The 25,900-nt window shown below is 48.9% G+C and carries 29 protein-coding genes and 1 tRNA gene; 2 read left to right on the top strand and 28 right to left on the bottom strand.

Annotated elements, in window-relative coordinates; genetic code table 11:
- Positions 1 to 80 precede the first annotated feature (80 nt).
- The 6 genes from BM299_RS02815 to BM299_RS02840 form a co-directional block, all read right to left on the bottom strand.
- The gene (locus tag BM299_RS02815; RefSeq protein WP_207545105.1) at positions 81 to 266 is read right to left on the bottom strand and encodes an ATP-binding protein; all 186 of its coding nucleotides are present in this window, start codon (positions 264 to 266) and stop codon (positions 81 to 83) included.
- 559 nt (positions 267 to 825) lie between these two features.
- Complete coding sequence (locus BM299_RS02820) at positions 826 to 1,668, bottom strand: Mrp/NBP35 family ATP-binding protein (RefSeq protein ID WP_092481947.1); 843 nt, start codon at positions 1,666 to 1,668, stop codon at positions 826 to 828.
- A gap of 65 nt (positions 1,669 to 1,733) precedes the next feature.
- The gene (locus BM299_RS02825; protein WP_092481948.1) at positions 1,734 to 2,591 is read right to left on the bottom strand and encodes an ATP-binding protein; all 858 of its coding nucleotides are present in this window, start codon (positions 2,589 to 2,591) and stop codon (positions 1,734 to 1,736) included.
- Positions 2,563 to 3,435: an ATP-binding protein gene (locus tag BM299_RS02830; protein WP_092481949.1), complete on the bottom strand. Its 873-nt coding sequence runs from the start codon at positions 3,433 to 3,435 to the stop codon at positions 2,563 to 2,565. The genes BM299_RS02825 and BM299_RS02830 overlap by 29 nt, the downstream gene beginning before the upstream one ends.
- Positions 3,432 to 3,818, bottom strand: coding sequence for a NifB/NifX family molybdenum-iron cluster-binding protein (locus BM299_RS02835; protein ID WP_092481950.1), 387 nt, complete (start codon positions 3,816 to 3,818; stop codon positions 3,432 to 3,434). The genes BM299_RS02830 and BM299_RS02835 overlap by 4 nt, the downstream gene beginning before the upstream one ends.
- Entirely contained in the window at positions 3,819 to 4,118 is a 300-nt protein-coding gene (locus BM299_RS02840) for a hypothetical protein (protein ID WP_092481951.1), read from the bottom strand. It abuts the gene before it with no gap.
- A 209-nt stretch (positions 4,119 to 4,327) separates the two neighbouring features.
- On the opposite strand from BM299_RS02840, the gene BM299_RS02845 reads away from it, so the two are divergent.
- The gene (locus BM299_RS02845; RefSeq protein ID WP_092481952.1) at positions 4,328 to 4,576 is read left to right on the top strand and encodes an FmdB family zinc ribbon protein; all 249 of its coding nucleotides are present in this window, start codon (positions 4,328 to 4,330) and stop codon (positions 4,574 to 4,576) included.
- A 34-nt stretch (positions 4,577 to 4,610) separates the two neighbouring features.
- The gene (locus BM299_RS02850) at positions 4,611 to 5,768 is read left to right on the top strand and encodes a DVU0298 family protein (RefSeq protein ID WP_092481953.1); all 1,158 of its coding nucleotides are present in this window, start codon (positions 4,611 to 4,613) and stop codon (positions 5,766 to 5,768) included.
- Positions 5,769 to 5,850: 82 nt separating this feature from the next.
- Here BM299_RS02850 and BM299_RS02855 read toward each other — a convergent pair whose 3' ends face one another.
- From BM299_RS02855 to BM299_RS02960, 22 genes are all read right to left on the bottom strand, one after another.
- The gene (locus BM299_RS02855; RefSeq protein WP_092481954.1) at positions 5,851 to 6,480 is read right to left on the bottom strand and encodes a YkgJ family cysteine cluster protein; all 630 of its coding nucleotides are present in this window, start codon (positions 6,478 to 6,480) and stop codon (positions 5,851 to 5,853) included.
- Positions 6,473 to 7,102, bottom strand: coding sequence for a tetratricopeptide repeat protein (locus BM299_RS02860; protein ID WP_092481955.1), 630 nt, complete (start codon positions 7,100 to 7,102; stop codon positions 6,473 to 6,475). Before BM299_RS02860 ends, BM299_RS02855 begins: the two co-directional genes overlap by 8 nt.
- A gap of 200 nt (positions 7,103 to 7,302) precedes the next feature.
- A complete protein-coding gene (locus tag BM299_RS02865) occupies positions 7,303 to 7,536 on the bottom strand; it encodes a dissimilatory sulfite reductase D family protein (protein ID WP_092481956.1) in 234 nt (77 codons plus the stop codon).
- 93 nt (positions 7,537 to 7,629) lie between these two features.
- Complete coding sequence (dsrB, locus tag BM299_RS02870) at positions 7,630 to 8,817, bottom strand: dissimilatory-type sulfite reductase subunit beta (protein WP_092481957.1); 1,188 nt, start codon at positions 8,815 to 8,817, stop codon at positions 7,630 to 7,632.
- A gap of 12 nt (positions 8,818 to 8,829) precedes the next feature.
- Positions 8,830 to 10,248, bottom strand: coding sequence for a dissimilatory-type sulfite reductase subunit alpha (dsrA, locus tag BM299_RS02875; RefSeq protein ID WP_092481958.1), 1,419 nt, complete (start codon positions 10,246 to 10,248; stop codon positions 8,830 to 8,832).
- Positions 10,249 to 11,247: 999 nt separating this feature from the next.
- Positions 11,248 to 11,727, bottom strand: coding sequence for a 23S rRNA (pseudouridine(1915)-N(3))-methyltransferase RlmH (rlmH, locus tag BM299_RS02880; protein ID WP_092481959.1), 480 nt, complete (start codon positions 11,725 to 11,727; stop codon positions 11,248 to 11,250).
- Between the two features lie 213 nt (positions 11,728 to 11,940).
- Positions 11,941 to 13,197: a UDP-N-acetylglucosamine 1-carboxyvinyltransferase gene (gene murA, locus BM299_RS02885; protein WP_092481960.1), complete on the bottom strand. Its 1,257-nt coding sequence runs from the start codon at positions 13,195 to 13,197 to the stop codon at positions 11,941 to 11,943.
- The gene (locus tag BM299_RS02890; RefSeq protein WP_092481961.1) at positions 13,185 to 14,135 is read right to left on the bottom strand and encodes a peptidase MA family metallohydrolase; all 951 of its coding nucleotides are present in this window, start codon (positions 14,133 to 14,135) and stop codon (positions 13,185 to 13,187) included. Before BM299_RS02890 ends, murA begins: the two co-directional genes overlap by 13 nt.
- A 107-nt stretch (positions 14,136 to 14,242) precedes the next feature.
- A complete protein-coding gene (locus tag BM299_RS02895) occupies positions 14,243 to 14,887 on the bottom strand; it encodes a tetratricopeptide repeat protein (RefSeq protein WP_092481962.1) in 645 nt (214 codons plus the stop codon).
- 152 nt (positions 14,888 to 15,039) lie between these two features.
- Positions 15,040 to 16,416, bottom strand: a complete 1,377-nt coding sequence (locus tag BM299_RS02900; RefSeq protein ID WP_092481963.1) for a peptidoglycan DD-metalloendopeptidase family protein — start codon at positions 16,414 to 16,416, stop codon at positions 15,040 to 15,042.
- Between the two features lie 168 nt (positions 16,417 to 16,584).
- Entirely contained in the window at positions 16,585 to 17,934 is a 1,350-nt protein-coding gene (scfB, locus tag BM299_RS02905; protein ID WP_092481964.1) for a thioether cross-link-forming SCIFF peptide maturase, read from the bottom strand.
- Between the two features lie 166 nt (positions 17,935 to 18,100).
- Positions 18,101 to 18,253 carry a six-cysteine ranthipeptide SCIFF gene (gene scfA, locus BM299_RS02910; protein WP_092481965.1) on the bottom strand — a complete coding sequence of 51 codons (153 nt, stop codon included), beginning with the start codon at positions 18,251 to 18,253 and terminating at the stop codon, positions 18,101 to 18,103.
- A gap of 153 nt (positions 18,254 to 18,406) precedes the next feature.
- A complete protein-coding gene (locus BM299_RS19195) occupies positions 18,407 to 18,583 on the bottom strand; it encodes a hypothetical protein (RefSeq protein WP_165608150.1) in 177 nt (58 codons plus the stop codon).
- A 5-nt stretch (positions 18,584 to 18,588) separates the two neighbouring features.
- Positions 18,589 to 19,236, bottom strand: a complete 648-nt coding sequence (locus BM299_RS02915; protein WP_092481966.1) for a flavodoxin family protein — start codon at positions 19,234 to 19,236, stop codon at positions 18,589 to 18,591.
- Between the two features lie 79 nt (positions 19,237 to 19,315).
- Complete coding sequence (locus BM299_RS02920) at positions 19,316 to 20,098, bottom strand: TatD family hydrolase (RefSeq protein WP_245779620.1); 783 nt, start codon at positions 20,096 to 20,098, stop codon at positions 19,316 to 19,318.
- A 1,107-nt stretch (positions 20,099 to 21,205) separates the two neighbouring features.
- On the bottom strand, positions 21,206 to 22,663 hold the full coding sequence (locus BM299_RS02930; protein WP_092481968.1) for an ATP-binding protein: 1,458 nt from the start codon (positions 22,661 to 22,663) through the stop codon (positions 21,206 to 21,208).
- Positions 22,664 to 23,041: 378 nt separating this feature from the next.
- Positions 23,042 to 23,116 (bottom strand) — tRNA-Gly (locus BM299_RS02935).
- 135 nt (positions 23,117 to 23,251) lie between these two features.
- On the bottom strand, positions 23,252 to 23,515 hold the full coding sequence (locus BM299_RS02940) for a gas vesicle protein (protein WP_092481969.1): 264 nt from the start codon (positions 23,513 to 23,515) through the stop codon (positions 23,252 to 23,254).
- 15 nt (positions 23,516 to 23,530) lie between these two features.
- Positions 23,531 to 23,872 (bottom strand): gas vesicle protein K, encoded by a 342-nt coding sequence (locus BM299_RS02945; RefSeq protein WP_092481970.1) that lies wholly within the window; start codon positions 23,870 to 23,872, stop codon positions 23,531 to 23,533.
- Positions 23,869 to 24,609, bottom strand: coding sequence for a GvpL/GvpF family gas vesicle protein (locus BM299_RS02950; RefSeq protein ID WP_092481971.1), 741 nt, complete (start codon positions 24,607 to 24,609; stop codon positions 23,869 to 23,871). The genes BM299_RS02945 and BM299_RS02950 overlap by 4 nt, the downstream gene beginning before the upstream one ends.
- Positions 24,606 to 24,797, bottom strand: a complete 192-nt coding sequence (locus tag BM299_RS02955; protein WP_207545106.1) for a gas vesicle protein — start codon at positions 24,795 to 24,797, stop codon at positions 24,606 to 24,608. Before BM299_RS02955 ends, BM299_RS02950 begins: the two co-directional genes overlap by 4 nt.
- Positions 24,790 to 25,899 carry a GvpL/GvpF family gas vesicle protein gene (locus BM299_RS02960; protein ID WP_092481972.1) on the bottom strand — a complete coding sequence of 370 codons (1,110 nt, stop codon included), beginning with the start codon at positions 25,897 to 25,899 and terminating at the stop codon, positions 24,790 to 24,792. The genes BM299_RS02955 and BM299_RS02960 overlap by 8 nt, the downstream gene beginning before the upstream one ends.
- Position 25,900: the final 1 nt, after the last annotated feature.

Genomic DNA, 25,900 nt, shown 5'->3' on the forward strand with positions numbered 1-25,900 from the left:
ACCTCCCTCGGAGCATAGCCCTGCGTGTACTTGTCATAACACCAGTGCCTTTTCCTTTAACACACATTTTCATTAAAAAATTACACTTCTTCCACAGTTACTGCTTCATTGGGGCACACGGAAACACAAGTCTCACAGCCAAGGCAGTCATCGGCATTCACCACAACGGCTTTGCCGCCTTCCATCTCCAGAACGGAAGCTGGGCAGTTGTCTACACATTCACCACAGCCTTCACACTTGTCAACGTCGATAGTAATCCGGTACACCACGTTCACCTCCTTAGCAAAATTATGTTTGTACATTTCCTGCAGGCAGCCCGCCCCTAACTTCTCCTCCCCGGACGAAACCGCCTCCATTAAATAAACGACGGGAAAACAGTATAAATCCCCTATACCTTATTCGTTACCTGCGAAATTATTCCTTCCATAAAGCCAGTAGATAACCTGTTTTTTTTCAGAAATAAGCGAAAACGCACTAAAAAATACGATCATTGTGTCATGCCGGTAAAGTAAAACAGCCGCCGATTTTGGTACATCCTTATACGGCGGCGCTGTTTGCGTCAAATAATCATTTATATAAGTATACAAGCAACTGTTTAAAATACCGGTATTTGTAGAGTAGCATGTATTTATCCGGCGTGTCAACGCACATAATATACCAGAAGCCGCCTGATGTTGTTCTATATATTTTAAATGTTTGTATAATTATTTTATACCTTTGTGCCGGGCAAGTCCATAGGAGACCGGTGGCATATCAAACAAACAAAACCGCCTGCTCAAAAGGCGGCTTTGTCGTAAACTGCATATATCCCGGGCGGAGTAATAGTTACGATACGTTAGTCACCCGTTTTTTGGCTATTTCATCCAGGTTGGCAAAGAGCTCCTTATCATAATTCTCAATACGCCCCGCGTCACAAAGTTCCGCCAGGGCGGGGTCAATGGGCAACCTTTCCAGCAGGCGCAGTCCCATGGACGTGGTCAGCGCAGCGGCATGACTTTCTCCGAACACTTTAATTTCTTTGCCGCAATCGGGACAGCGCAGGTAACTCATATTTTCCACAAAGCCAAGGATCGGGACGTTCATGTGGTTGGCCATATTGACGGCCTTTTTGACCACCATGTTGGCCAGGTCCTGGGGTGATGTGACAATAATCACGCCGTCCAGCGGCAGCGATTGCATAACGGTCAAGGGAACGTCGCCCGTGCCCGGCGGCAGGTCCACCACCAGAAAGTCGAGTTTACCCCAGGCCACGTCCGTCCAGAATTGTTTAACGGCGCCGGCGATCACCGGGCCCCGCCAGATGACGGGCTGGTCTTCGCTCTCCAGCAGCAGATTCAGAGACATTACCTTGATCCCGCCATCGGTTTGCTTGGCGAATACCACATTTCCGTCGTGTTCCGGCCGGCCGCTCAGACCAAACAGCTTGGGAATGCTGGGGCCGGTGATATCAGCGTCCAGTATGCCCACCCGGTACCCCTTGCGGGCCAGGTTCAGCGCCACCAGCGCGGATACGGAAGATTTACCCACACCGCCCTTGCCGCTCATCACAGCGATAACGTGTTTAATTTCATTGTAATCATTCTGGGGCAGCTTATCGATCCCGCATTTGTCCGGCGAACAGCCCTCAGACTTCTGGTTGCAGGTACTGCATTTTTCGTCTTGTGCCATTTTCCTCTCCCCCTGTGTTACTGAAGTATAAGTATCAAATGCCGATTACGGACCATCGATTATAACTATAAACCCAATTCTTTTTTAACGCAATCCCATAGTGAAATAATGTCATTTACCACCGTACTCGTCATTTTTATGACCGGTTTTTTTTCCAGGGCTGCGGCCATAAAAGCAGGGTCGTAGGGAATCCGGCCCAGCACGGGCACATTCATATCGCGGCAGGTATCTTCCACCGCCCGGCAGTTATCGGGGTTAATATCCCACTTATTTATGCAAACCGCCGCCCGCACGCCGAAATGCGCCGCCAGGTCAAGCACCCGGACCAGGTCATGCATGGCGGAAAGGGTGGGTTCGGTCACCACCAGGGCCAAATCGGTACCACCCAGCGCGGAGATTACCGGGCAGCCGATGCCGGGCGGGCCGTCGGTAATAATTAAATTTCGGCCCGTCTTTTCCGCCAGGTCACGGGCCCTTTGGCGCACCCGGGCCACCAGCTTGCCGGAATTGTCTTGGGCGACACCCAGGCGGGCGTGCACAAAGGGGCCGTACCTGGTACGGGAAAGGTACCATTCCCCGGCCAGATTCTCCACCGGGCGCATCGCACCGGCGGGGCAGGCGTGATAGCAAACCAGGCAGCCCTCGCACAAAAGTTTATCCACCGCGCCGCCGCTTACGGCATCATAACGGCATAACGTTTCGCAAAGCCCGCACCCGGTGCATTTGGCGGCATTAATTTCCACCCGTGGCATCCCCCAGTATTTTTTTACTTCCATAATTTCCGGTGCCAGCAGGAGATGCAGGTTGGCGGCATCAACATCACAGTCCGTTATGACGTGGTTTTCCGCCAGCACGGCGAAAGAAGCTGTAACGCTGGTTTTCCCGGTACCGCCCTTACCGCTGATAACGGTTATTTCCTTCATTGGCCACCAGCTCCCTAATATCCCGGTAAATCCGCCTGAAGGCCTTGTTCCACTTCCCGTCCACCGCGCCCAGCGGTATGCCTCGGGAATAAGCCCCGGCAATGTCTTTACTCAGCGGGATCTTCATTAATACGTTTAGTTCATGCTCCCGGCAATACTTTTCAATCAAACACGAGCGTTCACGAGCGCGGTTTATCAATACCCCACAGGGCACTCCCAGGCTTCTGACCATCTGCACGGCCAAGTCCAGATCATTTAACCCAAAAGAAGTCGGCTCGGCAACCAACAGGCAAAAGTCGCTGCCGCGCACGGAATGGATGACCGGGCATGATGTACCGGGGGGAGCGTCCAATATAATGATGCCCTGGTCGGTGGAATGCTTTTTTACCGCATCCACCACGGGCGGGCTCAGCGCCGCCCCGACTTCAAGGCGCCCGCGCGCAAATTTCACGCGCCCGGCAAGACCCTTTTCCACTGTCCCGATTTTCTTCGGCATCATGGTGACGGCTTCGACGGGGCAGAAATAACGGCAGCCGCCACAGCCATGACAAAACTCGGGGAAAACTATTACCTCGTCACTTGTGGCCAGCAGGGCGTTAAAGGCGCATAAATCCGCGCATTTCCCGCACCGGGTGCATTTTTGCCGGTCTATTTCCGGCACTTCAATGTATATATTATCGCTTCCAGTGATCTGGGGACAAAGAAAAATGTGACCGTTGGGCTCTTCAACGTCACAATCGATAAAAGTAACCTCGCTGCTCATATCCTGCAGGGATAATGCCATGCTTGTGGCAACGGTGGTTTTTCCGGTGCCGCCCTTGCCGCTGGCTACGGCGATGATCATGTTGCCAGCCGCTCCGAACGGGTATCGCCCGCATGCTGCCGGGCATTGGGCACAGCCAGGGGTTTCATTTGACCGTTCAAATATTTTTCCAGCGTTTCATTTACTGTGGCGGCGACGCCCGTATACACTACAACCCCGCCATTGAGCATCGCATGCATGGCCTTGGGCCCTACCCTGCCGGTCAAAACCACATCTATGTTGTTCCTGAGCAATAACTGGGTACTCTTCACGCCGGCCCCTTCCGCGCTTGACCTGGCTGTGTTGGCAATGGATTCCTGCACGTTCCCATGTTCATCAAAAATGACGAACCAGGCGCAACGCCCGAAGCGCTCTTCTGCCGGAGCATCGGGGCCGGCCCCGGCAGCACTGATCGCTATCCTCATTTATACCGCCCTCCGACAGCGTTTTTGCAAACCGCGACCTTGTACGGGCCTGCCGCAAGATTTCCCCCGCCCCCGGGTCCGACATCCTTTGCCCGGCCCGGGCCCCTGCCCGCTCCCGTAAACAAAGGCGTTATGTTCAACCTGCACACCCGCACCGGTTCCGCTTTGCTTTTGCCCGCCAATGTGGTCCCTGTACATCCGGCTGCCGCAGTCCGGGCATTTCATGTCCCGACCGCGTTGTTTCGTGCACCAGTTCACCTCAATGGTTTTACCGCATTCGGTACAAACAAACCTGCGCATGCCAAAAACCCCTCCTTGTAGTTATGATCATATGTTCATTTATATATTAGTTTATTTATGAACTCTTGTCAACAATAAATCGTTTTATTACCCGATAGCCGGGGGCGAAACTTATTTGACGCGTATCGGCCATTGTTGTTATACTTTAAAAGTGAAACAAGCAAGGTTTACCCGGCAAACTTTGACTATATCCTGAGGGGATGATAATTATGCCGATTTTCGAGTTTCGGTGCCTGAAATGCGGCAAGCTTTTTGAAAAACTGTTCATTATCGGCTCGCGCGAAGAGGCTGACATAAAATGCCCCGAATGCGGCGCCGAATCCTTTGAGCGCGTAATCAGTTCAACCAATTATGTTATGGGGCAGGGCAAGGGCGGCAGCAAGGCAAAGATTTCCACCAAGTCGTGTAGTTCGGGCAATAAGTGCGCATCCTTTGAAATACCCGGTTACGGCGATTAACGCAAATAATATAAGAGGAGTTAATTAATCTCCCATGAGCAATTTCCGAAACAGGACCACCACGGGATACACGGCACGGGACGCCAGGGTCAGGCCGACATGCCCGTTTTGCGGAACAGCCATTGCAAGGCCCAGTGAGCCGGACGTGAAAAGACCGGGGGAAATGCCCGTCGGGTCGTGTTCCTGCGGCGCTGTATACGCATATGACGCCACCGGGCACAATTTGGGCGCGGCTTTTTCCGAGGCCCTGGTGTTTGCCTGTAACATGGACTGGGATCTGGCCTGGAACCTGCTGCCCGGAGAGGACTACCTGGAGGAACTGGTGGAAAACTACGATATGGAGAGCAATTTCATCATACCAACGGGCTCCTACGAGGGCAGACGCGTATCCGGCGCCCTTTATTTCATCCGGCTGCACAACGATATTCAAGAGGTCACCGGGCAGGGCGTGCAAAAAAGATTGGACAGGTCCAGGCCCGCGGCAGTCACCGGCGATTCAACCTACCGGCCCAATGCTGCCAAAACCCTTACCAAAAAGGAAATCGAAGACCTGGTAAGCCGGTATGAATATGCGCCGCTGCTGGAGACAGCCACCCGGGACACAAAAGTGCTCCGTTATCTGCAACGCCTGCTTTACTCGGGGGACGAGTTGCTCCGCCTGCGAGCGGCGGATATTCTGGGCAAGGTATGCGGCATTATCGCCCAAACCAGACCGGGGCCTGTCTCCAACCTGATGCAAAGAATGGTTACCTCCGTAACCAATGCCGATTTTGGTTCTTCAAGTTGGGGAGCCGTAGACGCCATCGGGGAGATCATCAGCAACGCACCCGACATTTTTGCCGGGTACATTCCCGTCCTGTACCAGTTCCTGGAGGAAGAGCCGGCGCTTCGGCCCGGCGTGCTACGTGTGCTGGCCAAGATAGCGGCCCAAAATAACGATCTTATCGACAAATCGCTGGCTTATTTTTTGAAGTATGTACATGCCGACGATCCGGCCACCCGGGGCTATACCTTGTTGCTCATCGGCAACCTGGGGGCGCGGAACCTGAACCTGGGCGCAGCCGAGGCCAGGGAAGCATTGAACCGTTTGACTGAAGACGGATATGAAGTCGGTATATACATGAACGGCTGCATTGAGAAAAGGAGAATCGGCCAACTGGCCGCCGAGGCACTTAAAAAGCTGAAGAAATAAAAAGGGGACAGGCACCGATTCACAAAACGAATCGGAGCCAGTCCCCTTTTACGGTACCTGTCCCCTTTTTATTCACAAAATATCAGACCCCGTCCAACATATTGTCCCCGGGCGTTTTAAGCGCACTGGCCACGGATACCAGTAGAGACGCCCTTTCGGCATCATTTTTGCCGGCTTTTTCCAAAAGTTTTGTGGATAATCTATAAAGTTCTTTATATATGCCGTCCAGGTTGAATGCGGGATAGGCCTTGCCCTTTTCAAACCCCGCCTTCCAACAGGCATGAATTTTTCCATTGATGATGGTAGGAATGCCGTAAACCCGGCAGGTGATGGGCCGGTGGTCATACAGCGAGCATTTTTGCTCATCATTCAGCAGCGGGCACCTGATTCTCTCCCTGGCCATGGCAGCAGCCGCTTTTTGGGAGTCATCGCCAAGCTCCCGCAGTCTTTTCTGCATTTCCAGAAATTCCTGTTCGAATTTATCCGCCCGGGCGAGAATTTCCCGCCTGCTCCCTTCATCCAGCGCATTGAAATGTTTATTTAAATAAGCAGATTCAATTAAAAACAGGCCGAAAACCGCATTGCAGCAGTCGGAGCACCGGACGTCACACTTGATGCAGGGGCCATGTTCTTGCTGCATCTCCTGAAAAGCCTGATCCGCCTTTGCTGCCAGCAGTTCATACTCTTGAAACAGATCCTTGAATTCAGTCATTTTTAAGATACGGCTCCAGTTCTTTAATAAATTCGGGATGGGGCTTGAAGCCCAGTTCCATGGCCCTGCCCAGGTGCTCGACAGCCTTTTCGTAATCTTGTTTAAGGTAATAAGCAAAGGCAAGATTGTTTTGCCCCAGAGCAAAATCAGGGGCTATTTCCACCAGTTTTTCTCCAACTTCAACGGCCTTGTCCACGTCATCATTTTGCAGGTAAGCGTTTACCAGGTTGCTCCAGGCCTGGGCCATATGCGGGTTCAACTCGATGGCCTTATTCAACGCCTCAATGGCTTCGTCGGTGCGGGCCATCTGCAGATAGGCGAACCCCATGTTGGCATAGCCCCGGGCATACCGGGGCTCTATCTCCACGGCTTTTTTATTGGCCTGAACCACTTTCTCCAAATCCCCCAGTTTAAAATAAATATAGCCCAGGTTGACGCAGGCCTCAAACATACGACCGCTGTTGGATATGGCTTCTTCAAAAAACTCAATGGCTTCTTTGAACTTTCCCTGTTGCATGAGCGTTACACCCAGGTTGTATTGCGCGTTGGCGCATTCCGGGTTTTCATTTAACAGGTTCACTTGTTCCTGAATGAAATCATTGGAATCCTGCGGTGTTTTCATATTCAGACATTCAGCCTTTCTTTTTAGAATTCAGGAGTCAGAATTCAGAACAAATTATATTTATAGTACAGCTACGCAATATTTCTTAATTCAATAATCCTGAATTCTGAATTCTGAATTCTGACTACTCATCAATAATATAAAACTCGATTACGAAGAGAGGCTGCCGTCCCAATGATTAGCAGCCTCCCAAAATAATTTTATTCCGGATCTTCAGTCATGCCCCGGCCCTTGAGACCATACATGGTGCTGCTGCCGGTGGAGAAGTAAATCAAGGTTCCGTCGTTGATCAGAGCAGTGCAGGCCTTCTTGATCTCCCGCATTTTAGCATCGGGAATAACCTTTTGCACGGCCTTTTCAATATCTTTGAAATAAAATTTGGTTTTCTTACTGCTTTCAGCAAACTCCACAATGGCTTTTTTGATATCTTCCATAAATAAACCTCTCTCCTTTTAAATACGGGGACAGCCCTGATGCAATGATTATTCACAACAGGTCTGCCCCCATATATTGATTCTTGATTAAGATTAGTCTATCCCACCAACCGCTTTTGATACATTCCAGGCAGCGTCGGTGTATTTAAATTGTGTGCTGGTCCGCCAGGTATCATAGGCCAGGCGGTAGTCGTCAATGAGATGCTCGGTGAATTCCAGACCGCACTTCTCGAAGAATTTCTCCCAGCCGATACGTTCGGCCCAGTCGCCCAGACGCTCGTACTTGTTGGCGTCCTGTGCGTAGGCGTTGAGGATCTTCTTGACGTCGCGCACCACTTCCGGGAACCGCGGGAAGTTGTTCGGCAGCCAGGGCACAACAACTTTGGAGAACTTGGGCGGGCTGATCCGGTTGGACAGCTTGCCGCCGGCCAGAATGGTCACGCCGTCACCCTCTTTGTCGGAAAGGGGCAGGGCCTGGCACATGGTGTAACAGTTACCGCAGAACATGCAGCGCTCATTCTTGATCTTGACCGTCTTCTTGCCTTCAGGAGTCTTGTCCGGAGAAATGGCACCCACCGGGCAGGCGGCAATGGCCAGCGGAATTTCGCAGACCTGGCTGATAACGTCATGGTCAATAATGGGCGGCTTGCGGTGATAACCCAGCAGGGCGATGTCCGAGCAGTGCACGGCGCCGCACATGTTCAGGCAGCAGGCCATGGAAACCCGCACCTTGGCCGGAAGATGCATGCTCTGAAATTCTTCGAACAGCTCATCCGCGATGGCCTTGACCATGGAAGAAGCGTCAGTGGCCGGGGTATGGCAGTGAATGTAGCCCTGGGTGTGCACGATATTGGTTACGCCGGCGCCGGTCCCGCCAATGGGGAACTTGTAGCTGCCGCCGACGAATTTACGGCTTTGCAGGTCTTTCTTCAGGGCATCCAATTTCTGTTCACTATCCACCAGGAATTCAATGTTGTTACGGGTGGTAAAACGAACATACCCGTCACAATACTTGTCAGCGATTTCGCAGATTTCCCGAACGTGCTGCACGGTCATAAACCGGGCGCCGCCACATCTGACGGTGTATACTTTATCTCCCGTTTCAGAAACGTGTACCAAAACACCAGGCTCAAGAACTTCGTGGTAGGCCCAGTTGCCGTAGTTATTCTGGATGACAGGAGGGAAGTACTGCCAGAAGTGCCTTGGTCCCAGGTCGGTAAGCCTGTTCTTTTGAGGATCCTTAGGATCGTATTTGCCGAGTCTTTCTAAAGATAACGCCATTACACAAACCTCCTATCTCTTATGTCTGGCCCGATAATCTTTGATATCCCTGCTCCAACCGCCGGGTACGTCTTCTTCCTTCCAGAAGATGTACGGGTTCTCACGCGGAGTCTTGACCATATGCGGCGCAGGCGGCACACCGATAATTTCGAGGAATTTCGGCAGGCCGAAACGCTGCATGAGCTCGCCCAGACGCTCGCGGTTCTTGCCTTCTTCCATCCAGAATTCCCATACTTTCTCAATGAATTCTTTGATGTTGTCATAAGGCGGCTCCGCTTTCATGAAGGGTACAATCAATGTAGCCATTTGAGCGCCTTCCAGGATGGGCGCCTTGGCTCCCAAAAGAATGCTGACGCCGGTGTCTTTACCGGGCTTAAGAGCCCTGGGCATGACGTTGATGCAGTGCATGCAGCGGACGCATTCTTTATTGTCGATCTTCAACTCGCCGTCTTCATAAGCCATACACTTGGAGGGGCAGAGGTCGATAACTTCCTTTTGAATGTCGAATTTACCCCAGTCTCTACCGGCATGGGCACCGGCATTGGGAACGTATTCGCCGGCCACATAGGCTTTAACGGCTTCCTGGTCAATGCGGATGTCGTCTCTCCAGGTGCCGATGAAGGACATGTCGGAACGGGCGATGGAGGCTACGCAACCGTTGGGGCAGCCGTCAAATTTAAACTTGAATTTGTACGGGAACGCCGGGCGGTGCAGTTCATCCTGGTAGTACTGGGTCAATTCATAGCACAGGGCCTGCGTATCATACAGGGCATATTCACAACGCGCCTTGCCGATGCAGCAGGAAGGGGTGCGCAGGTTGGAGCCGGAACCACCGATATCCTGCCCCAGTTCATGGGTCAGCTCGAAGAAGATCGGCTCTAACTGCTCTGTTGTAGTACCCAGCAGCACCATGTCACCGGTGGAACCGTGCAGGTTCATCAGACCGCTGCCACGGTACTCCCACATATCACAAACAGTTCTCAAGAAATCTGTATTATAGAATTTACTGGCCGGCTGGTTAACACGGATGGTATGGAAATGGGCGATGGAAGGATACTTCTCCGGCAGGTCGGAGTAACGACCGATAACGCCGCCGCCATATCCGAACACACCAACGATACCGCCGTGCTTCCAGTGGGTTTCACCCTCATCAAAAGAAACCTGAAGCTGTCCAAGCATATCTTCGATAACATCCCTGTCGATCAACATTCTGTCGTCGGCCAGTTTCCTTCTGTGCAGGGCGCCTTGTTTGGCATCGGACACAAAGCTGGGCCACGGACCTTTTTCCAGTTCTTCCAGGTCGGGGATGTCATGCTTAATTTTAAAATTTTTAAGTTCTTCCTCTGTGTAGTTGTTCAATTCTTCGTCAGTGTAAATCCGCATTTCAGAGTACTTTATTTCCTTTTGCGGTTCTTTTGGTTCAAAAGGCACTGCAATACCTCCTTTTGTTATATAAGCTTAATACCTTACCAAAAAATTTATCTTTGAGATGGCCTAACCTGTAGCCCGCCACACCTCCTTCCAGGCATAAATAATAAAGTCGGGAAGAGTATGCTAAAACAATTTTCTTTAACACAAAAAGGTCTGTTCTGATAACAGTACAGCAGCATGGCAACTCCGACAACAAGGCCGCCCTTCCCAAACTTTAATTCCTAAAAGTACCGCGCCGACCGGGAAATAAAACCTGTCCACAAAGACACGAAAACTCAGCACCAAAAAACGTCCTTTAACGCTTTGGGCTAAGGAGCGGTTAATCATTTATACAGTAAGCATTCGTTGTATTTTGCATTATTCCTCCCCGGCGGTATGACTTTTTGCGAACTTTGCTCAAAATGCCTTTAAAAACTATTACCAGAAATTTAAAATACTTGTCCATAGTAAGACCTTGTCTATATTTTAACTAATTAGCCAGCCTGCGTCCATAGGTGGTACATGGCAATAATAACTGCATATGTTAAGTCAGTCACAAAGACAAAAACGCCCGGCCATTCTAAAACATTTTTTACTTGGTTTACAGGCTTAACTGTATATCAGGCTTTACACTCTACCAAATATGCTATTCGTTATTTTATTGTATTATTCCTCCCTGTTTGCAATATTTTTTGAAAAATTCGGCCAAAGCGGACGCGCCAAAATGGCAACCCCACACGGCCCCGATAGCCCGCGTGGAAAAAACGGGAGACCCAACCCGGGCTCCCGTTCTGCTTCAGACCCTTCTTGTCTTTTATTTATTACTATCCTCAATGAATGAATTAATTTATCTCTCATTCCAGCCATTTTTTCCGTGCCATCAATAATACTGAAGCCCCGCGCAGGATGCTCTAAAAACAACTTTTTCTGAAAATCCGATACATAGAGAAGCCACAGGACAAAAATGTCGTTTAGCGCCTCCTGCAGCTTATGCTTCTTCAGTATTCTTAAAATTTCGCCTCATTTGTGATATGGTTCACCGCGCGAGATTTTAAAAGCACGGTAAATTTGCTCCAATAAAATAACCCGCATGAGCTGGTGCGGAAAGGTCATCCTGGAAAAAGAAAGGCGCCAGTTGGCCTGCCGCAAAGCCTGGTCAGCCAGGCCCAGGGTGCCGCCGATTAAAAAGGTAATGTCGCTTTGCCCGCCAAGAGCCAGTTTATCCAGCCGGGCAGACAATTCCTCCGACGCTACCTGCTCACCCTGTACATCAAGGGCCACTATGTATGTGCCCGTACGCAAGGAGCGGGAAAGGCGCTGCCATTCCCGCTCCTTGACTTTTTCCTCTTCCGCCGCCGACAGCCCATCGGCAAAACCCTCGTCGGGCACTTCGCATATCTCCAAGCGGCAATAGGCTCCTAGCCGTTTACTGTATTCCTTTATGGCATCCCGCCAGTGTTTTTCCTTTAATTTGCCCACGGCGGCCACGGTAATCCTCATTTTAACCCCCAGAGCGCGACAAGGGGAAGGTTATCCACGGTCGGTCGCACCTCGTCGCCACAGAAATGTCACATCGCTCACTATCATGCCCTAAAAACAATATCCTTGCTTACCCTCAATATCTTTGACAGCCTACACACTTAAAACAATATTTAAGATATTCTATCATAAGCAAACAAACTGCGACAGCGGAGGACCGTCCCCCCTGTCGCATTACGCTCTCGCAACTTCCGCTCCCAGGGAGCGCAGCTTTCCTTCCAACATGTGATAACCGCGGTCAATATAGTGCGCGTTAAATATTTCCGTCCGCCCCGGGGCCATCAGGCCGGCTATCACCAAGGCCGCGCCGGCCCGCAGGTCGGTGGCTTTGACCTGGGTGCCGTGCAGGCCGGGCACACCTTCCACCACCGCCATGCGCCCTTCCACCTTGATGCGGGCGCCCATCCGCTTCAGCTCGTCGGCTATTTGAAACCGGTTTTCAAATATGTTTTCAATAATAATACTCGTTCCCTCGACTGTTGAAAAAAGGGCCATCATCTGGGACTGCATGTCGGTGGGAAAACCGGGGTAAGGCAGGGTCTTGATATCCACCGGGCGCAGCATACCGCCGGCCCGCACCGTTAGCACGTCATAATCCTCGATTATATCCACCCCGGCCTCGCGCAGCTTGGCGCAAATGGGTTCCACGTGCAGCGGGATGATGTTCTCCAGTTCCAGGTGCCCCCGGGTGGCTGCGGCGGCCACCATGAAAGTCCCGGCTTCAATCCGGTCGGGAATAACGGCGTAACGCAGGCACCCACCCAGCTCCGGCACCCCTTCGATTTTAATGATGTCCGTACCGGCCCCCCGTACTTTGGCCCCCAGGCAGTTGAGGAAATTCGCCAGGTCAACTATCTCGGGCTCCTTGGCCACGTTTTCCAAAACGGTTTGTCCCTCGGCCAGGCAGGCGGCCATCATAATATTTTCCGTGGCACCCACGCTGGGAAAATCCAAGTAAATCCGGGCGCCCTTGAGCCGCCCGTCGACCCTGCCGACTGCATACCCGCCTTCGATATCCATCCGGGCCCCCATACTTGCCAAACCTTTAAAATGCAGGTCCATAGGCCTGATGCCGATGTTGCAGCCGCCCGGCAGGGAAACCCTGGCATACCCGAACTTGGCCAGCAACGGACCCAGCAGCAGGTTGGAAGCCCGCAACTTTTTCACCAGCGCGCAGGGTGGATCGGCCGCCGGCCGGGACGGCCCCACTACCCGCAGCGAAGAATTATCCAGCCAGGTTACTTCCGCGCCTATGTTTTTGATAATTTCAATCATCACCTGAACATCACTGATGTCCGGGATGTTTTCCAGTACCACTTCTTCGTTTGCCAGAATGGATGCGCATAAAATGGCCAGAGCCGCGTTTTTGGCACCGCTGATGCGCACCTTTCCCCGTAGAGGCTTGCCTCCGTCGATGATCAGTTTGTCCATTGATAAATTTCATCCTCCCGCTTAACGAACAATGGCTGCTGTAATCCCTCGGCCAACCATGCATGCCATGCTTTTTCAAACCGACCCGGTGTCACGCCCAGTGCCCGTTCCAGGGAATCGTGAAAACTTACACCCCGGGACAGGTTCTTTATAATGTTATGCAACCCGTCCTCGCCGTAGACCGCCACTATATATTCCACCGCCGACAGCGACTGCCGGTAAGCCAGCGCCTGGTCGGGCAGGGCATCAAAATTGCGGTCCATCACATTTAAGGGATACAATCCCCGATCCCAAATTCCTGCCTGCCGGCCAAACATAAACCCGGTAATTTTATACTCTTCATACTGGGCCAATCCCTCGGTGAACCAGCGGGGGTAATTGCCCCGCGCCAGGTAATCCAGCACCAGGTGCGTCATTTCATGTGCCATCGGCCCGGCCTGCCGGAAAATCTGCCGCACCGCGTCCGGATCGTTTTCATTTATCCAGACTTGCGGAGCCAATACCCTGATCACACCCCCCCAGTACACGCCCATGGCGTTTTCGCTGGCCGGCCAGCCAAAGCTAGCATTCAGCGCTTCCCGGGAATCATATACCACAATGGGAATCTTGCGTTCCGGAAGGTAGTTAAAATCGTCACAGATACGCTCGTAAAAAAGCCTGGTAGTCTCCCGCACCAGGTTTGCCCCTTCCTCATCGCCCCGGTAACGAATAATCATTAAATCATCTTCTATTTGCTGCCACCCGGCAGTGCGCAGCAGCATCTGTCCCCGGGCTATTTCCCGGAACAGACCGTATATATAGCCCTTTACACTGTCGGGCACCCGGAACAGCAAAAACGTACTGGCCATGAATAAAAACGCCAGCAAAAGAGATAAAAGCCTCGGCAAGCGGGGAACAGGGGTTTCCAATACCTTGCTTTTAAACTGTTTCAGGGCCATGAAATTTTCACCTTTCTAGCAATTGATAAATCAATTATATAATTAAGCACCCTTAATTCCCATGGTAATTAATAACAGAAAGAGCCAGGTAAACCCTGGCCCTCTTTTTAATTGGCACGGTTCGCTTTGAGCTCTTCAATGTACTGCTTGGCCTTGTCAACATGCAACCCGGTTTTCTGCAGGCGTACAAACTCCTCCAACTCCCGAATACCCCTTTCAACATCCCGGCCGTCGTCGCTGCGATAAGCGCAGAACTGGCCAAGCAAGTAATGTGCCTCGGCATCATCCGGTTTTTGCTTTAAAACCTCTTCCATCTGGTTGACGGCCTGGTCATATTCACCCATCAGAAAATAAGTGGAAGCCAGGTCCTTACGCAAGTTGGCATCTTCCGAGTTTATTTTCATTGCTTTGAGGTAAGTGTCCACCGCCATTTGAAACTTGCCGCCATCCCGGTAAAGTCCCGCCAGTTCCAACACCAGCCGGTAGTTTTGCGGGTCCTCCTTTAACTGAGCTTCCAGATCGGCGATTTTTTCCTCCAGAGTGGCCTCCGGCTGTACATCAGCCGCCCGGGGTCCGGTCGGAAGATCACCCTTGCCGCCGAATGCCCAGAACATGGATGAACCGACCAAGCCTATCCCTAAAACTACGGTAAGGATACCAAATACAATTTTTTGTTGTTTTTTTCGCCTGGCTGTATTAACGAAGGACGATGTAAATCTTGTGGAAGGTCTTTTAGTATGTTTTTGTGCCATGTTTTTCGCCTCCTTGCTACAAACAACCGTACCAAACCATTATACAAAAAATTTCGCGGCATGAAAACAGTATTACCTGGAAAGCGCCCTGACAGCAGCCACGCTCGCCGGCTGGCTTCACCCCCCCGCTGCCCGGAGAGTTTCCTTACCGGCTAAATGAATAAAGACGGGTTTTTGGGCACTCCGTTTACCCGCACTTCAAAGTGCAGGTGCGGTCCGGTCGAATTGCCCGATGAACCGGACCGGCCGATAAACTGGCCGCGCTCCACACGCTGGCCCGGCTTTACCGCCGCCGATGAAAGGTGCGCGTACCGGGTCACCACCCCGTTACCGTGGGCAATATCAATGCATAAACCATAACCGCCGCGATAACCGGCCCGCAGTACCCGGCCGGCTTCCGCCGCCACCACCGGGCTGCCGTAATTGGCTCCTATATCCACCCCTTCATGAGTCCGGCCCCAGCGTTCCCCGAACGGTGATACGATGCCCCCCACCGTAGGGTAGGCCAGACGCCCGTTTCCGCCCCGAAAGGCCAGCAGTTTGCGGTTACCTTTAGCTATAATTTGGGGCACAGGTTCCTTTAACACCTTCTCCCGCAAGACTTCTTTACTCTTTTCCACTCCGTTTTCCAGGGTAATGTTGTAAACTACTTCCCGCCAGCCCGGTTGGCCCCGCTGCACTAATTTGCGTTCACCCAAAAACAGGTCCGGTGAAACCTTTTCCTGTACCCGGTAAAGTATTTCTTCCCGGCGGGTATCCGTATAAGTAGTAAGTACATCTACAAGAGGAGAGGTCCGGGAAATCTTTATTTCCCGGCCAATCTGCATTGTTTCAGGCTTTAAGTCCGGATTGGCCTGCAATAGTTCTTCCACCGGCAAATGCACCGCCGCAGCAACATCCCAAAGGGTATCCCCTTCCTTTACCGTGTAAGTGCGGGGCTCGGTACCGCCAAACCGGATGCGTTCCACTGCCTCTTCCACGCTTAACAGTTCCGCTTTGCCCGCTGCAACGGGCTTTAATTCCACTTTTTGTTTGAATGAAACATTCCCATTACCCCGGTTGTCATATGTATTTAATAATTTTTCAAGCACCCTTTTACCCGACCCGTTATCCTTGACCACCGCAACCATTTTGCCGTCAACGAATATGCCGGTGGCCTCGTACTTGCCAAGCGCACCGGCCAAAAGCCGCCGAATTTCCTTTTTGTCGCTTACGGTTTTTTGCAATTTCCAGGTGGGCCGGTACTTGATTTCATCGTTCAAAGTTACCGGCATCCCGCCGGTTCTTTCCAGCATAGTCAAATACTCTTCCACTGCCGCCTTTGCTGTTTCCCGATCGGCAGCTACCGCCAAAACCTCACCGTTCAGGACGACGGCACAGCCGGCCTGTCCGAAGAAAGCCAGCGCAGCCAGCAGCGGTATCAACAGTAAAAGCAAAAATTTTTTGCGGGATCCCGTTAACAGTAGATGCACACTTTTTTGTAAGTTAGTTAATTTATGTACAAATTTTTTCTTGTCGCACTGAATCACTGGCTGTAAATCACTCCTTCATTTTACGCAATTTGGAAAAATATCGCGAACCAAACAATTTTTATTATAACATTCAAATTATATGTCGTAAACTTTTGTTTTGCAGACAAAAAAAGGGCCGGCAAGTGCCCCTTTGCATAAACCACCCTAAACTTTAACCAAATATTATCAAGCCTGCTGCGTTTTAACCTTAAGATAAAGCGCGCATTCCAATCTTTTGCGGGCCAGCAAACATCCCAGCCGGTAAGGTTCCAGCAGGTCGCCGTTAAATGCCAGCGCGTTGGCATGACACCCGCCGCTGCAATGGAACTTGGCCCAACATTTTTGGCACTCTTTTTTGTTATATATATGCGCGTGGCTAAACAATTCTGCCGACCTTTTATTGACAATGCCGTTAAACACCGAGCCCACCTTGTAATCCTCCCGCCCCACAAATTGGTGACAGGGGTACAGGTCACCCGCAGGGGTCACCGCCAGGTATTCCGAGCCCGCACTGCACCCGGTAAGGCGCTTGGGCAAGCAGGGGCCGTTTTCCAGTTCTATATTAAAGTGAAAGAAATCTACGGGCCGGCCCTGCCGGTGCCTTTGCAAAAGATATCTGGTTAAACTTTCATATTCCTCCAACAGAACATCCACGTCTTCTTCCCGGAAGGCGTAATCGGCGTCCGCCCCGGCCACCACCGGTTCCACGGAAATATGCTCGAACCCCGCTTCCGCCAAGTGCTGCACATCTGCGGAAAAATCGCAGTTGTAGCGGGTGAAAGTACCGCGGATATAATATTCCCCGCAATAAGGAGAGTGAACAAATTGGCTGATTCTATCCATGACAATCCGGTAACTGCCCGCGCCGGCGGGGGTAGTCCGCATCCGGTCATGCACCCGGGGCCGCCCGTCAATGGAAAGCACCACCGCCACGTCATTTTCACCGATAAACCTCTGCATTTCCGGGTCCAGCAAAAGCGCGTTGGTGGTCAGGGTAAACTTTATTTCCTTACCCTTTTCCCGGGAACGGTCCTTTCCATAGGCCACCAGGTCCAGGAGAACCGACCGGTTCAGCAGGGGTTCACCGCCGAAAAAATCGACCTCCACATGCCGGCGGTCCCGGGAGGCCTCCATGAGAAAGTCGATGGCCGCCCGGCCTACTTCCAAAGGCATCAAATCCCGCTCGCCGCCAAAATCCCCCTGGCCGGCAAAGCAGTAACGACAGCGCAGGTTGCAGTCGTGGGCCAGGTGCAGGCACAACGCCTTCACTGTTCCGTTACCCGGCGGCAAGTAGCCTTCCGGCAGCGGGTCCGGCGCAAAAAGCATGCCGCGGGCGACCAGTTCCTCAATCTCCTGTATTATCTCCCGCACCGTATCGGGGCCGTAGACAGGCCCGTATTTTTGCAACAGCCTTTCAGCCGGCATGCAGGAATAATCCTTTATCAGGTTGAAAGCTGGTTCATCAACCACATGCACGCTGTCGCTGTTGACATCCAGCACTATATGGGTATCGTCAAAGGTAAAAGCGTGAATCATTCAATCATTCCCTTCACAAGAAAGGCGCGCCTCAAATCAGTTTTCCTTAATGCGCGCCTTTTTTGACTTTATTCACCTACCATTCATCTGCAAAGCCATAAACAAGACCGGGTAATAGTTACTGAAGCGAAAAAAAGACCTCATCCCGCTTGGGGATCAGGTACCTTTAGTTATGTTTTTTATTTGCGCAAGCCTGATTGCCTACGGTACAAGAAGTTTTGCAAGCCGACTGGCAGGAAGTCCGGCACTCGCCGCAGCCCCCGCCGCGAACGGTACTCTGCAGCGTGCGCTTGCTTATGGTTTTAATATGTTTGGCCAAATTCTTCCGCCTCCTATCTTTAATTAACTAGTAAGATTATATGCCAATATAGGATTTTTTAGCAAGGTTTTTATATGCATTACAATTCTTTTCCTGCCAGAAGGTCAATTTCACACAAAACCAGGGCACGCCGGGTTAATCCCAATACTGCTTTCAGCCAAGTTTATTCAAATACTTCAACTGCATAATTTGCGTTTGCCTCAGCCGGCGCTTAAGTTTACGTTTTTCCCCAGGGTCGGAACTCTCAACCAGCTGCTGTTTCAGCCGGTAGATTTGGTCCTTCGTGCGTTCTATAATAGCCTTAATATCTTTCAGATCCGAATCAATCATAATGCTCACCCCATGGAAGTTTTCAACGGAAATTGAGATTTGAGTTTTATTTCGATATCCTTTCTAAGTTTTAATGTCTTTACAAGTCTTTCTCCGGCTATTCTGGACTTCTCCAATATTTTTTCATCTTCCAAAGCCTCTCCGGCTTTAAAGAGTTTTATGGCTTTTACAGTATCTACAACTCTATACCCCAAGTCGACAAGAGGTTTTGTCATCGCCTCGGCAGTAAATCCCATATATTTTTCGTCATGCTGTTCACAAACAGCTATTGCAACAGCATATTTACCGCCTAATGCCTCATTTATGCCAACCCAACAAGAACGGTCATCCTCTGCAAAAACTTCCAAGCTATAACAACGATCGATGAAAGCCTTCATATCAGCCGTTACATTATACCAATAAGTGGGTGATCCTAAAATAATCCCGTCTGCCTCCAAAAGAAGCGGATATATTTTTTGCATATCATCATTTAGCACACATTTATAAGTATCTTTACATCCCTCACAGCCTATACAGTCTTTTATCACATAATCGCCCAGAAAAATCAGTTCTGTTTCCATACCTTCTCTTTTAGCCGCTTTAAGGGCTTCTTGCACTAAAATGGAAGTATTGCCTTTTTTTCTTTTACTGCCTACAATACCTAATATTTTCATAATTAACCCCCGCCTGCTATTTATTGAGGTTTACGTATAAATACTTGAACTTTTCATGAAGGACCGGCGGCCTTGAGTTTTAATCAACTCCGGCAGGCAGGCGATAAACCCGGGCTGCCTTGCCCCCGGCCATTTCCTGTATTATATTGAGATCAATTTGCCGGGATTGCATATATTCCACTGCTTTTATCAACCCCACGGGGTCATTGGGCATTATGTTGCTGTAATCGCTGTTCAACATGCCATTCTTAAAAAGATCAAGATTTTCCACTAATACTTCAGGTGTCATATTTTGTTCCCTGACGGTTATGCCCGGAATAGCCCCAAAATCATTAATTTGCTTGATGATATCCAAATTGGCGTGATCAATTACCAGCAAGCCGGGCTCTATACCCGCTTGTACAGCAATGTTTAATGTTATATCCACTATGTGGGGGCGGTTTTCTTTCGGTGTGTGAATTATAACCGGCACGTTATGATTTACCGCCACTTCCAGTTGGGCACGCAAAACGTCCTTTTCCAGGGGCGAGGCATGGTTCATCCCCACCTCCCCAATTGCCACCACCGTATCGTCACGTAAAAATTCCGGCAAGCGGTCAATTACCCTGGTCCAATCATCCGGAATTCCAACGGGGTGAATGCCGACTGCCGAAAATAGTTCCACACCGCACGTTGCAGCAACCTGCCTGTAAAAACCGGAAATCATCCTGAAATGGTCAAAATAGCTTTCCGCGTGACGGGCGGATATAACGATGGCACAACTCACCGCCTTGTTTATCCCTTTCGCTGCCATAGATTTAAACCCGTCATAAGGCACCATGCTGGCATGGGTATGACTTTCTATAAAACCATTCATTGACATATGTACCCGCCTGGTTTCTAAAACCTATCAAAATCTATCAACAACAGATTTCGATAAGTTTTTCACCCGTCCGACAAACGGGCGGCAGTTTCACAGGATTTAACTGCCAGGCCATAGACTCTTGCCTGTGTTCCGGGTGGTTCACCTTTTTGGATCACCGCCGGTTGCTTTGCGGCAACCGTCCTGCCCGAAAAAAGGGTGTTACCCTTGCCTCTGGTAGTTAACTTATGACAGCAGTTTTTTTCAGCGTGTACTGCTGCCATTGGCGCAAACTTATGAGTATGGGATTTACCCTATGCCTAACAGTTCTTTCCGGTAGGCTTGCCAAAAAACCAGGGTGTTCACCCCTTTCTTGTTAATTTCTTGTTAAGATTCTTTAGTATTGCTTTCTTGACAGCAGACCACTGCTGCCAGTTGTTTAATTTACCGAAACCTTCTTTTACTTTTATGAACCTGCCTATCAATAATTTGGGAATTCTTTCGTAATCAAACCCCAGACCCCCCGCCGGGCTATCACGCAGGCTGCCGCCTGGTGTGGCGATACCCCGTACATGTGCTGGTATTTCAGTATGCCTATTACCAAGGTGAAAGCCGGTTTCACTTTTATGACCGGTACTCCGGTCAACTCTACCTGGCAATAGCAGCGGAACAAATACTCGCCAGCAAGACAAGTTTTAAAAGTTTTAACCAACACCCGTTATTTGTACTTTTTTAAGAGTTAAACCCCAAGCCCCATATCCGATACTCTCCCTGTCCATTAACTCGGTGCCACCACTAACTCCACTCGGGGGGCATGAGCTGGATTTGCCGAATAAGATAGCACACGAGCAGCTTGGAAACAAAAGCCCTTGCTTATTGGATCTTATCAGATTACTTACAATAAATTGAGAAGCTTAAATCCTTTTTTGCGAAGCTCAAATAGTTTTTTGATCTAAAAATATTAAAAACTACTAAATTAAGCTGTTTTTTTTTGTTTTAAGCTTTTTTTTTAAAATATACTTGCATTGCTTTTTCTATCGTTCTATTTTTATTTATAGCTCAGCATATTGCCTTCTGCTTCGTTGAGAAGCTATTAGAAGCATTATGAGAAGTTCAAAAAATTCTTCTTTACATTATTAATTCATAATAAAGGTTCGGATCCCTATTTGAAGTACCTACACGTTTTAGTAGCTGTTTATCACATAATGATTCTAATATTTTCTTTGCTGTGTTTCTACTTCTCCCAATACATTCTGCAAATTCTTTTGTAGTAAGTTTTTGCCGTATATAAGCCAGTTCAAGTGCTTTTCTTTGTTCGGGAGTTAATGCTTCCCAACTTTCTGGGCTAACTAATGAACTCATCTTGGCCTCTCGCCTAATTCTTCGCATAACAATATTATTTTTCAAAGTAAGTTTTACATAAACATTATAAGGTTCTTCATAAATAGGGTCATCAAGGTTAAACAACTTCATCTCTTCAAATATACGATTTACCCCTTCCCCGAATTCACGAACCCAACCAAATTCATTTAAAACCCTTGCTATTCGTGGATTGCGTGAGTATCTTACATCTTTAATATTTGTCAATCGGACTAAACCAGGTAATTTTCCGGGGCTTTCAATTTCTAGTTTATCATCAAACATCCTAATCTGAATATCAGATCCCTGTATATTATATGCTCTATGAGTGAGAGCATTAATTAGCCCTTCTTGCCATGCAAATTCAGGATATTCAGGAACTGTAATAAAACGGCCATGAGGACCCAAAGCCATAAAATCCCTCAAATGGTTAGAAACAATTATTTTAGTTTTTTCAATAATTTTGGGTATCGGGCCTTCAATTGTTTCAAGTTTAGTAATGTTCATTCGGATTCCCGATTCTATACTAGCACCATCAAATCTAATGAATCTAACTCTTGCATTTGGGAGAAATCTTGTAGGTTCTTTTGCGAACAATAAAATAGCGGCTACCCTAAGCATTAGTTTGCCACCATTATCATTTGTTGCTAATCCTCTTGCTAAGAGAAGTTTTTCTATATTTCCAGAAAAACCTACATTACTTGCCCAATTCTGTAAAACTTCATTATCTAAATCATCTATTGTGCATTCGGAGATTTCTACAATTTCAAATTCTCGTTCTCCTTTGTCATATTCTAACTGTAATCTTTCCTCATGACTTAATTTCCTTGTTTCATCACCAACACGTAAAAAAACCTCGTCTCGTCTATTTTTATGTACCCTTTCAGATTGTTCAACATGTATTAATAGCAGTTGATCTTTTTCCCCGTTTTCCTTTATCACATCTACGAATTCATGGTTAATGCGTACCATAGGATGACAAAAGTCAATAGAGGCTTGAATTAAACTATTAATTTTATCTGCTCCTACATTATTTATTCCCTCAATTTTTCTATCTCTAATACCAACTACTATTGTACCTCCATCAGCATTTGCAAAGCCAATAATACAATCCGCCAACTTTGGGGCTTCTATTTTTGCGGTTTTTCTATCGAAATACTGATCTTCTGATTTCAGAGCCTGTAAAAATTCAAGAGTCAACCTGGGATTAAATTTTGAGATTGACATTTATATCACCTTTTTAAAATTACTTCTTTTACAATAATTCAACAAAATATTTCTATTACCTTCATAAAATTCTAACATTACGCAACTGTTACCAAAATTAAACATTAATATGATAGAGCAAATCTGTATTGCAAAATTTTACAACTCCATCTGTACTACTTATGCATTATGTATGCAAAGTTAGTTTTAAGATTGGCTACCTGCCCCGGCAGACAGCGGCAATACAAAGAAAAAAATAAAATACCCTCCGGGACCAGCGGAGAGTATTCTACCATACCACACACCTGCCATTTGGCAGGATTTTTTTATTTTACTGTCAGATTACTGTCAAACGGGGTTTTACTGTCACCAGCAAAACCCCGGAACCATTGATTTTACTGGAGCGGGTGACGGGGATCGAACCCGCAACCCTCAGCTTGGGAAGCTGATGCTCTACCATTGAGCTACACCCGCCCGCGTTTTTTGTGCAATATTAATTATAACATTTTGATTAAAAAAGTCAAGCTGCAACCCTCTCCAATTTTTGTTAAGGGAAAATACAAACCGGGAATACTTTCAACAAATATGGCGGGAGCATTGTTGGGTTAATCAATATGGGAGTGTCTGGCTTTCAAGTTCCTTGCGCCTTTCTTCGCGGCGCTTGGCTCTGGTGCTTAATTCCGGGTCATTCTCCCACCAGTTAATGCCTATTTCCCGGGCTTTATCGACAGAAGCCACCAGAAGCCTTATTTTTATGCTCAAAAGTTCCACATCAGCCAGAGATATTTTTATATCCCCGGCAATCACAAGCCCTTTATCCAAAACCCGTTCCAGTATTTCAGCCAGGTTGGTGCTTTTAGTTGCATGTTGCAATTAACATCCCTCCGTTTACATCAAATTGCCGAGGGGGCCTAAATCTATATTCAGCTCCTCGCCTTCCAAACCAAATACCTGTTTTAATTCCTCCAATTTTTCTTCCAATCTCATTAAAGTAAGGCCCACTTTTTCAATTTCCTCCTCTGTTAAAGCGCCCCGCTCAACTCGGCGCAGGGCCTGTTTTTCCATCAACCTCCTGATCAATTCCACCAGCGTTAAAACCAGCTTCGCCAACCCTTGCTCAACATTTTCCGGATCGACCTTAATTTTTTGCGGAGATGTTCCGGCGGTTTTTTCCAGCTCGCCGGCAAACTCATCAAAAAACTCCCGGTCGTAATCAACAACTGCCTTCATATACTTTCACCCCCCGCTATACAGGTAAGATTGAAAAAGTTATACGGAGGCCAGGGACCGCTCATTAAAAAATTATAGTCCGAAAAATTTCTCTTTAAGTGTAAGAATTCTCCCCGGAACCCGCTTACGTTTTCCCGGTCTAAAAGGTACGCTCCGCTTAAGATGAGGGCGGGTGTACGCAGGATATGACGGCGTGCTTCCAGCGATTGTCTCGCCAGCGGTTCGTGTATTTGGTCCGCTATTTGTACTGCTTTCCGCTCCAGGTACATCTCCGGCGCTTTCTCCCGGTACTTGCGGAACAAGAATTTGTGACCGGGGGTATCGGATTCCAAGTTCTTCAGCTTTAATTCCCCTAATATCTCTGATTCCCGGAACCCGCTTAAAACCTGCTCTGTGTTCCATAATACTTTAACCCCCATTTCCACCTTGCCGTGTAATCTTTTCAGCTGCCGGGCAAATTGGCTCCGGTAATTAACGAGCAATTTCCGCGCTTCATTCTCTCCCGAAACCAGCGTACCAAACCTTACCGGTAACACTGTAAAACGGTCCATAAGATATTCCATGACCGTATTATGGGCCAATATATTCTGACTCAACACTTTCCCGTCCTCCGCGCCGGCCGGGGAAACCACCATGCCAAGCCCGTTTACCGCCAAATTGAAAATTTTACGGCCGCTGCCATGTACAGTAAAACTAAAAGCTTCACCGTAATCGATAACACCGTATAAATAAATCATACGTCATCATCCCAATATACAGGCAAAACCTTATCCACCGACGCCAAAACCAGCTGCAATCCCAGGTAAATCAAGTCCACATCGGCAATGGAAATAATCACCTCACCCTTTATAACTACCCCCTTGTCAAGAACATGGTCCAGTATTTCCAGCAGGGTTACGTTTTTTTCCTCGACAACGCTACTCACCCGCCCCGCCACCTCCAAGATCGCTTACCAACGTAAAATTATACGGCGGCCAGGGTCCGGTAAGGATAAATTCAAAACCCATGTCCCTGTACCTGTTGCTCAAGTCTTCCACTTTTTCCTTCAACCTGGCGACATCATGGCGGTCAAAGAAATACACCGCATTCAAGGCCATTATTTCCAATCGCCCCGTCACTTCACTGCCCAGCAACCGGTTAAGCTTTGCTTCCCGGGCCATTTGTTCCAGTTCCCCATGCACCCCGGCGGCCACATCTGCGGCTTTGTTCCCAACTTCTTCAGCAATCAATTCATCCATTTTTTTGCGCATGAAATAAGCCGCTCCTTCCCCCTTGCTTTCAACCCTTTCCCTGGTTTCCTTAATCCGTTCGCTGGTTTTTTCCATGTGCTTGCGCAGTACGCCGGGATTGTAATATATTTTTAGACCCCATTCTTCTTTACCGTCAATACCCGCTAAAATTTTGCCGAACTCATCTTCCCGTTCTGTTATCAACCGGTTAATTCGCTCGAGGGCATGAAATATAGTGCAAAACTTCATGGGAATGACCGGAAAACTTTTCATTACGTATTGAATAATTTGCTCATGCCCGGTAACCCGGCTTTCCAGCCATTGAGGATCCTGCACCGATTCTTCCAGCGCCTCTTCATTATATTTTTCCGCCGGCACGGAACTGACTATGGCAGCCAGCCGGCCGCACTCTATGCCCCTCACCCTGCCACCGTCAGGTAATCCCACTATAATTTCATCTTTAAAGAGCATGGCAGCCTCGACCGGTGCCACACAGTAGAGGTAAACATAACCGGGGTTTCGGGCATCAGCATTCTCCCGTTCACTCCGGGCAGGTTTACAGGTTTCAGGGGCCTGTGATGTAATCAGTTCTGTTTCATCTCCGGTTGAACCGGTAACTCCAATGATATCCAGCGTTTTATCCAGCATCAGCTCAAAAAATATTTCGGCTAAACTATCACGGCAGCGGCCTGCGGCATCCTCCCACGCAGAATCAATTATTTGCCTGGCTTCTTCATTTAAACGCCTGTTTAATTTTTCCCTTAAAACCTCTTTTTCTTCCTGGGTCAACCGCCTCATA

The organism is Desulfoscipio geothermicus DSM 3669 (assembly GCF_900115975.1).
GTDB classification, from domain to species: domain Bacteria; phylum Bacillota; class Desulfotomaculia; order Desulfotomaculales; family Desulfallaceae; genus Desulfoscipio; species Desulfoscipio geothermicus.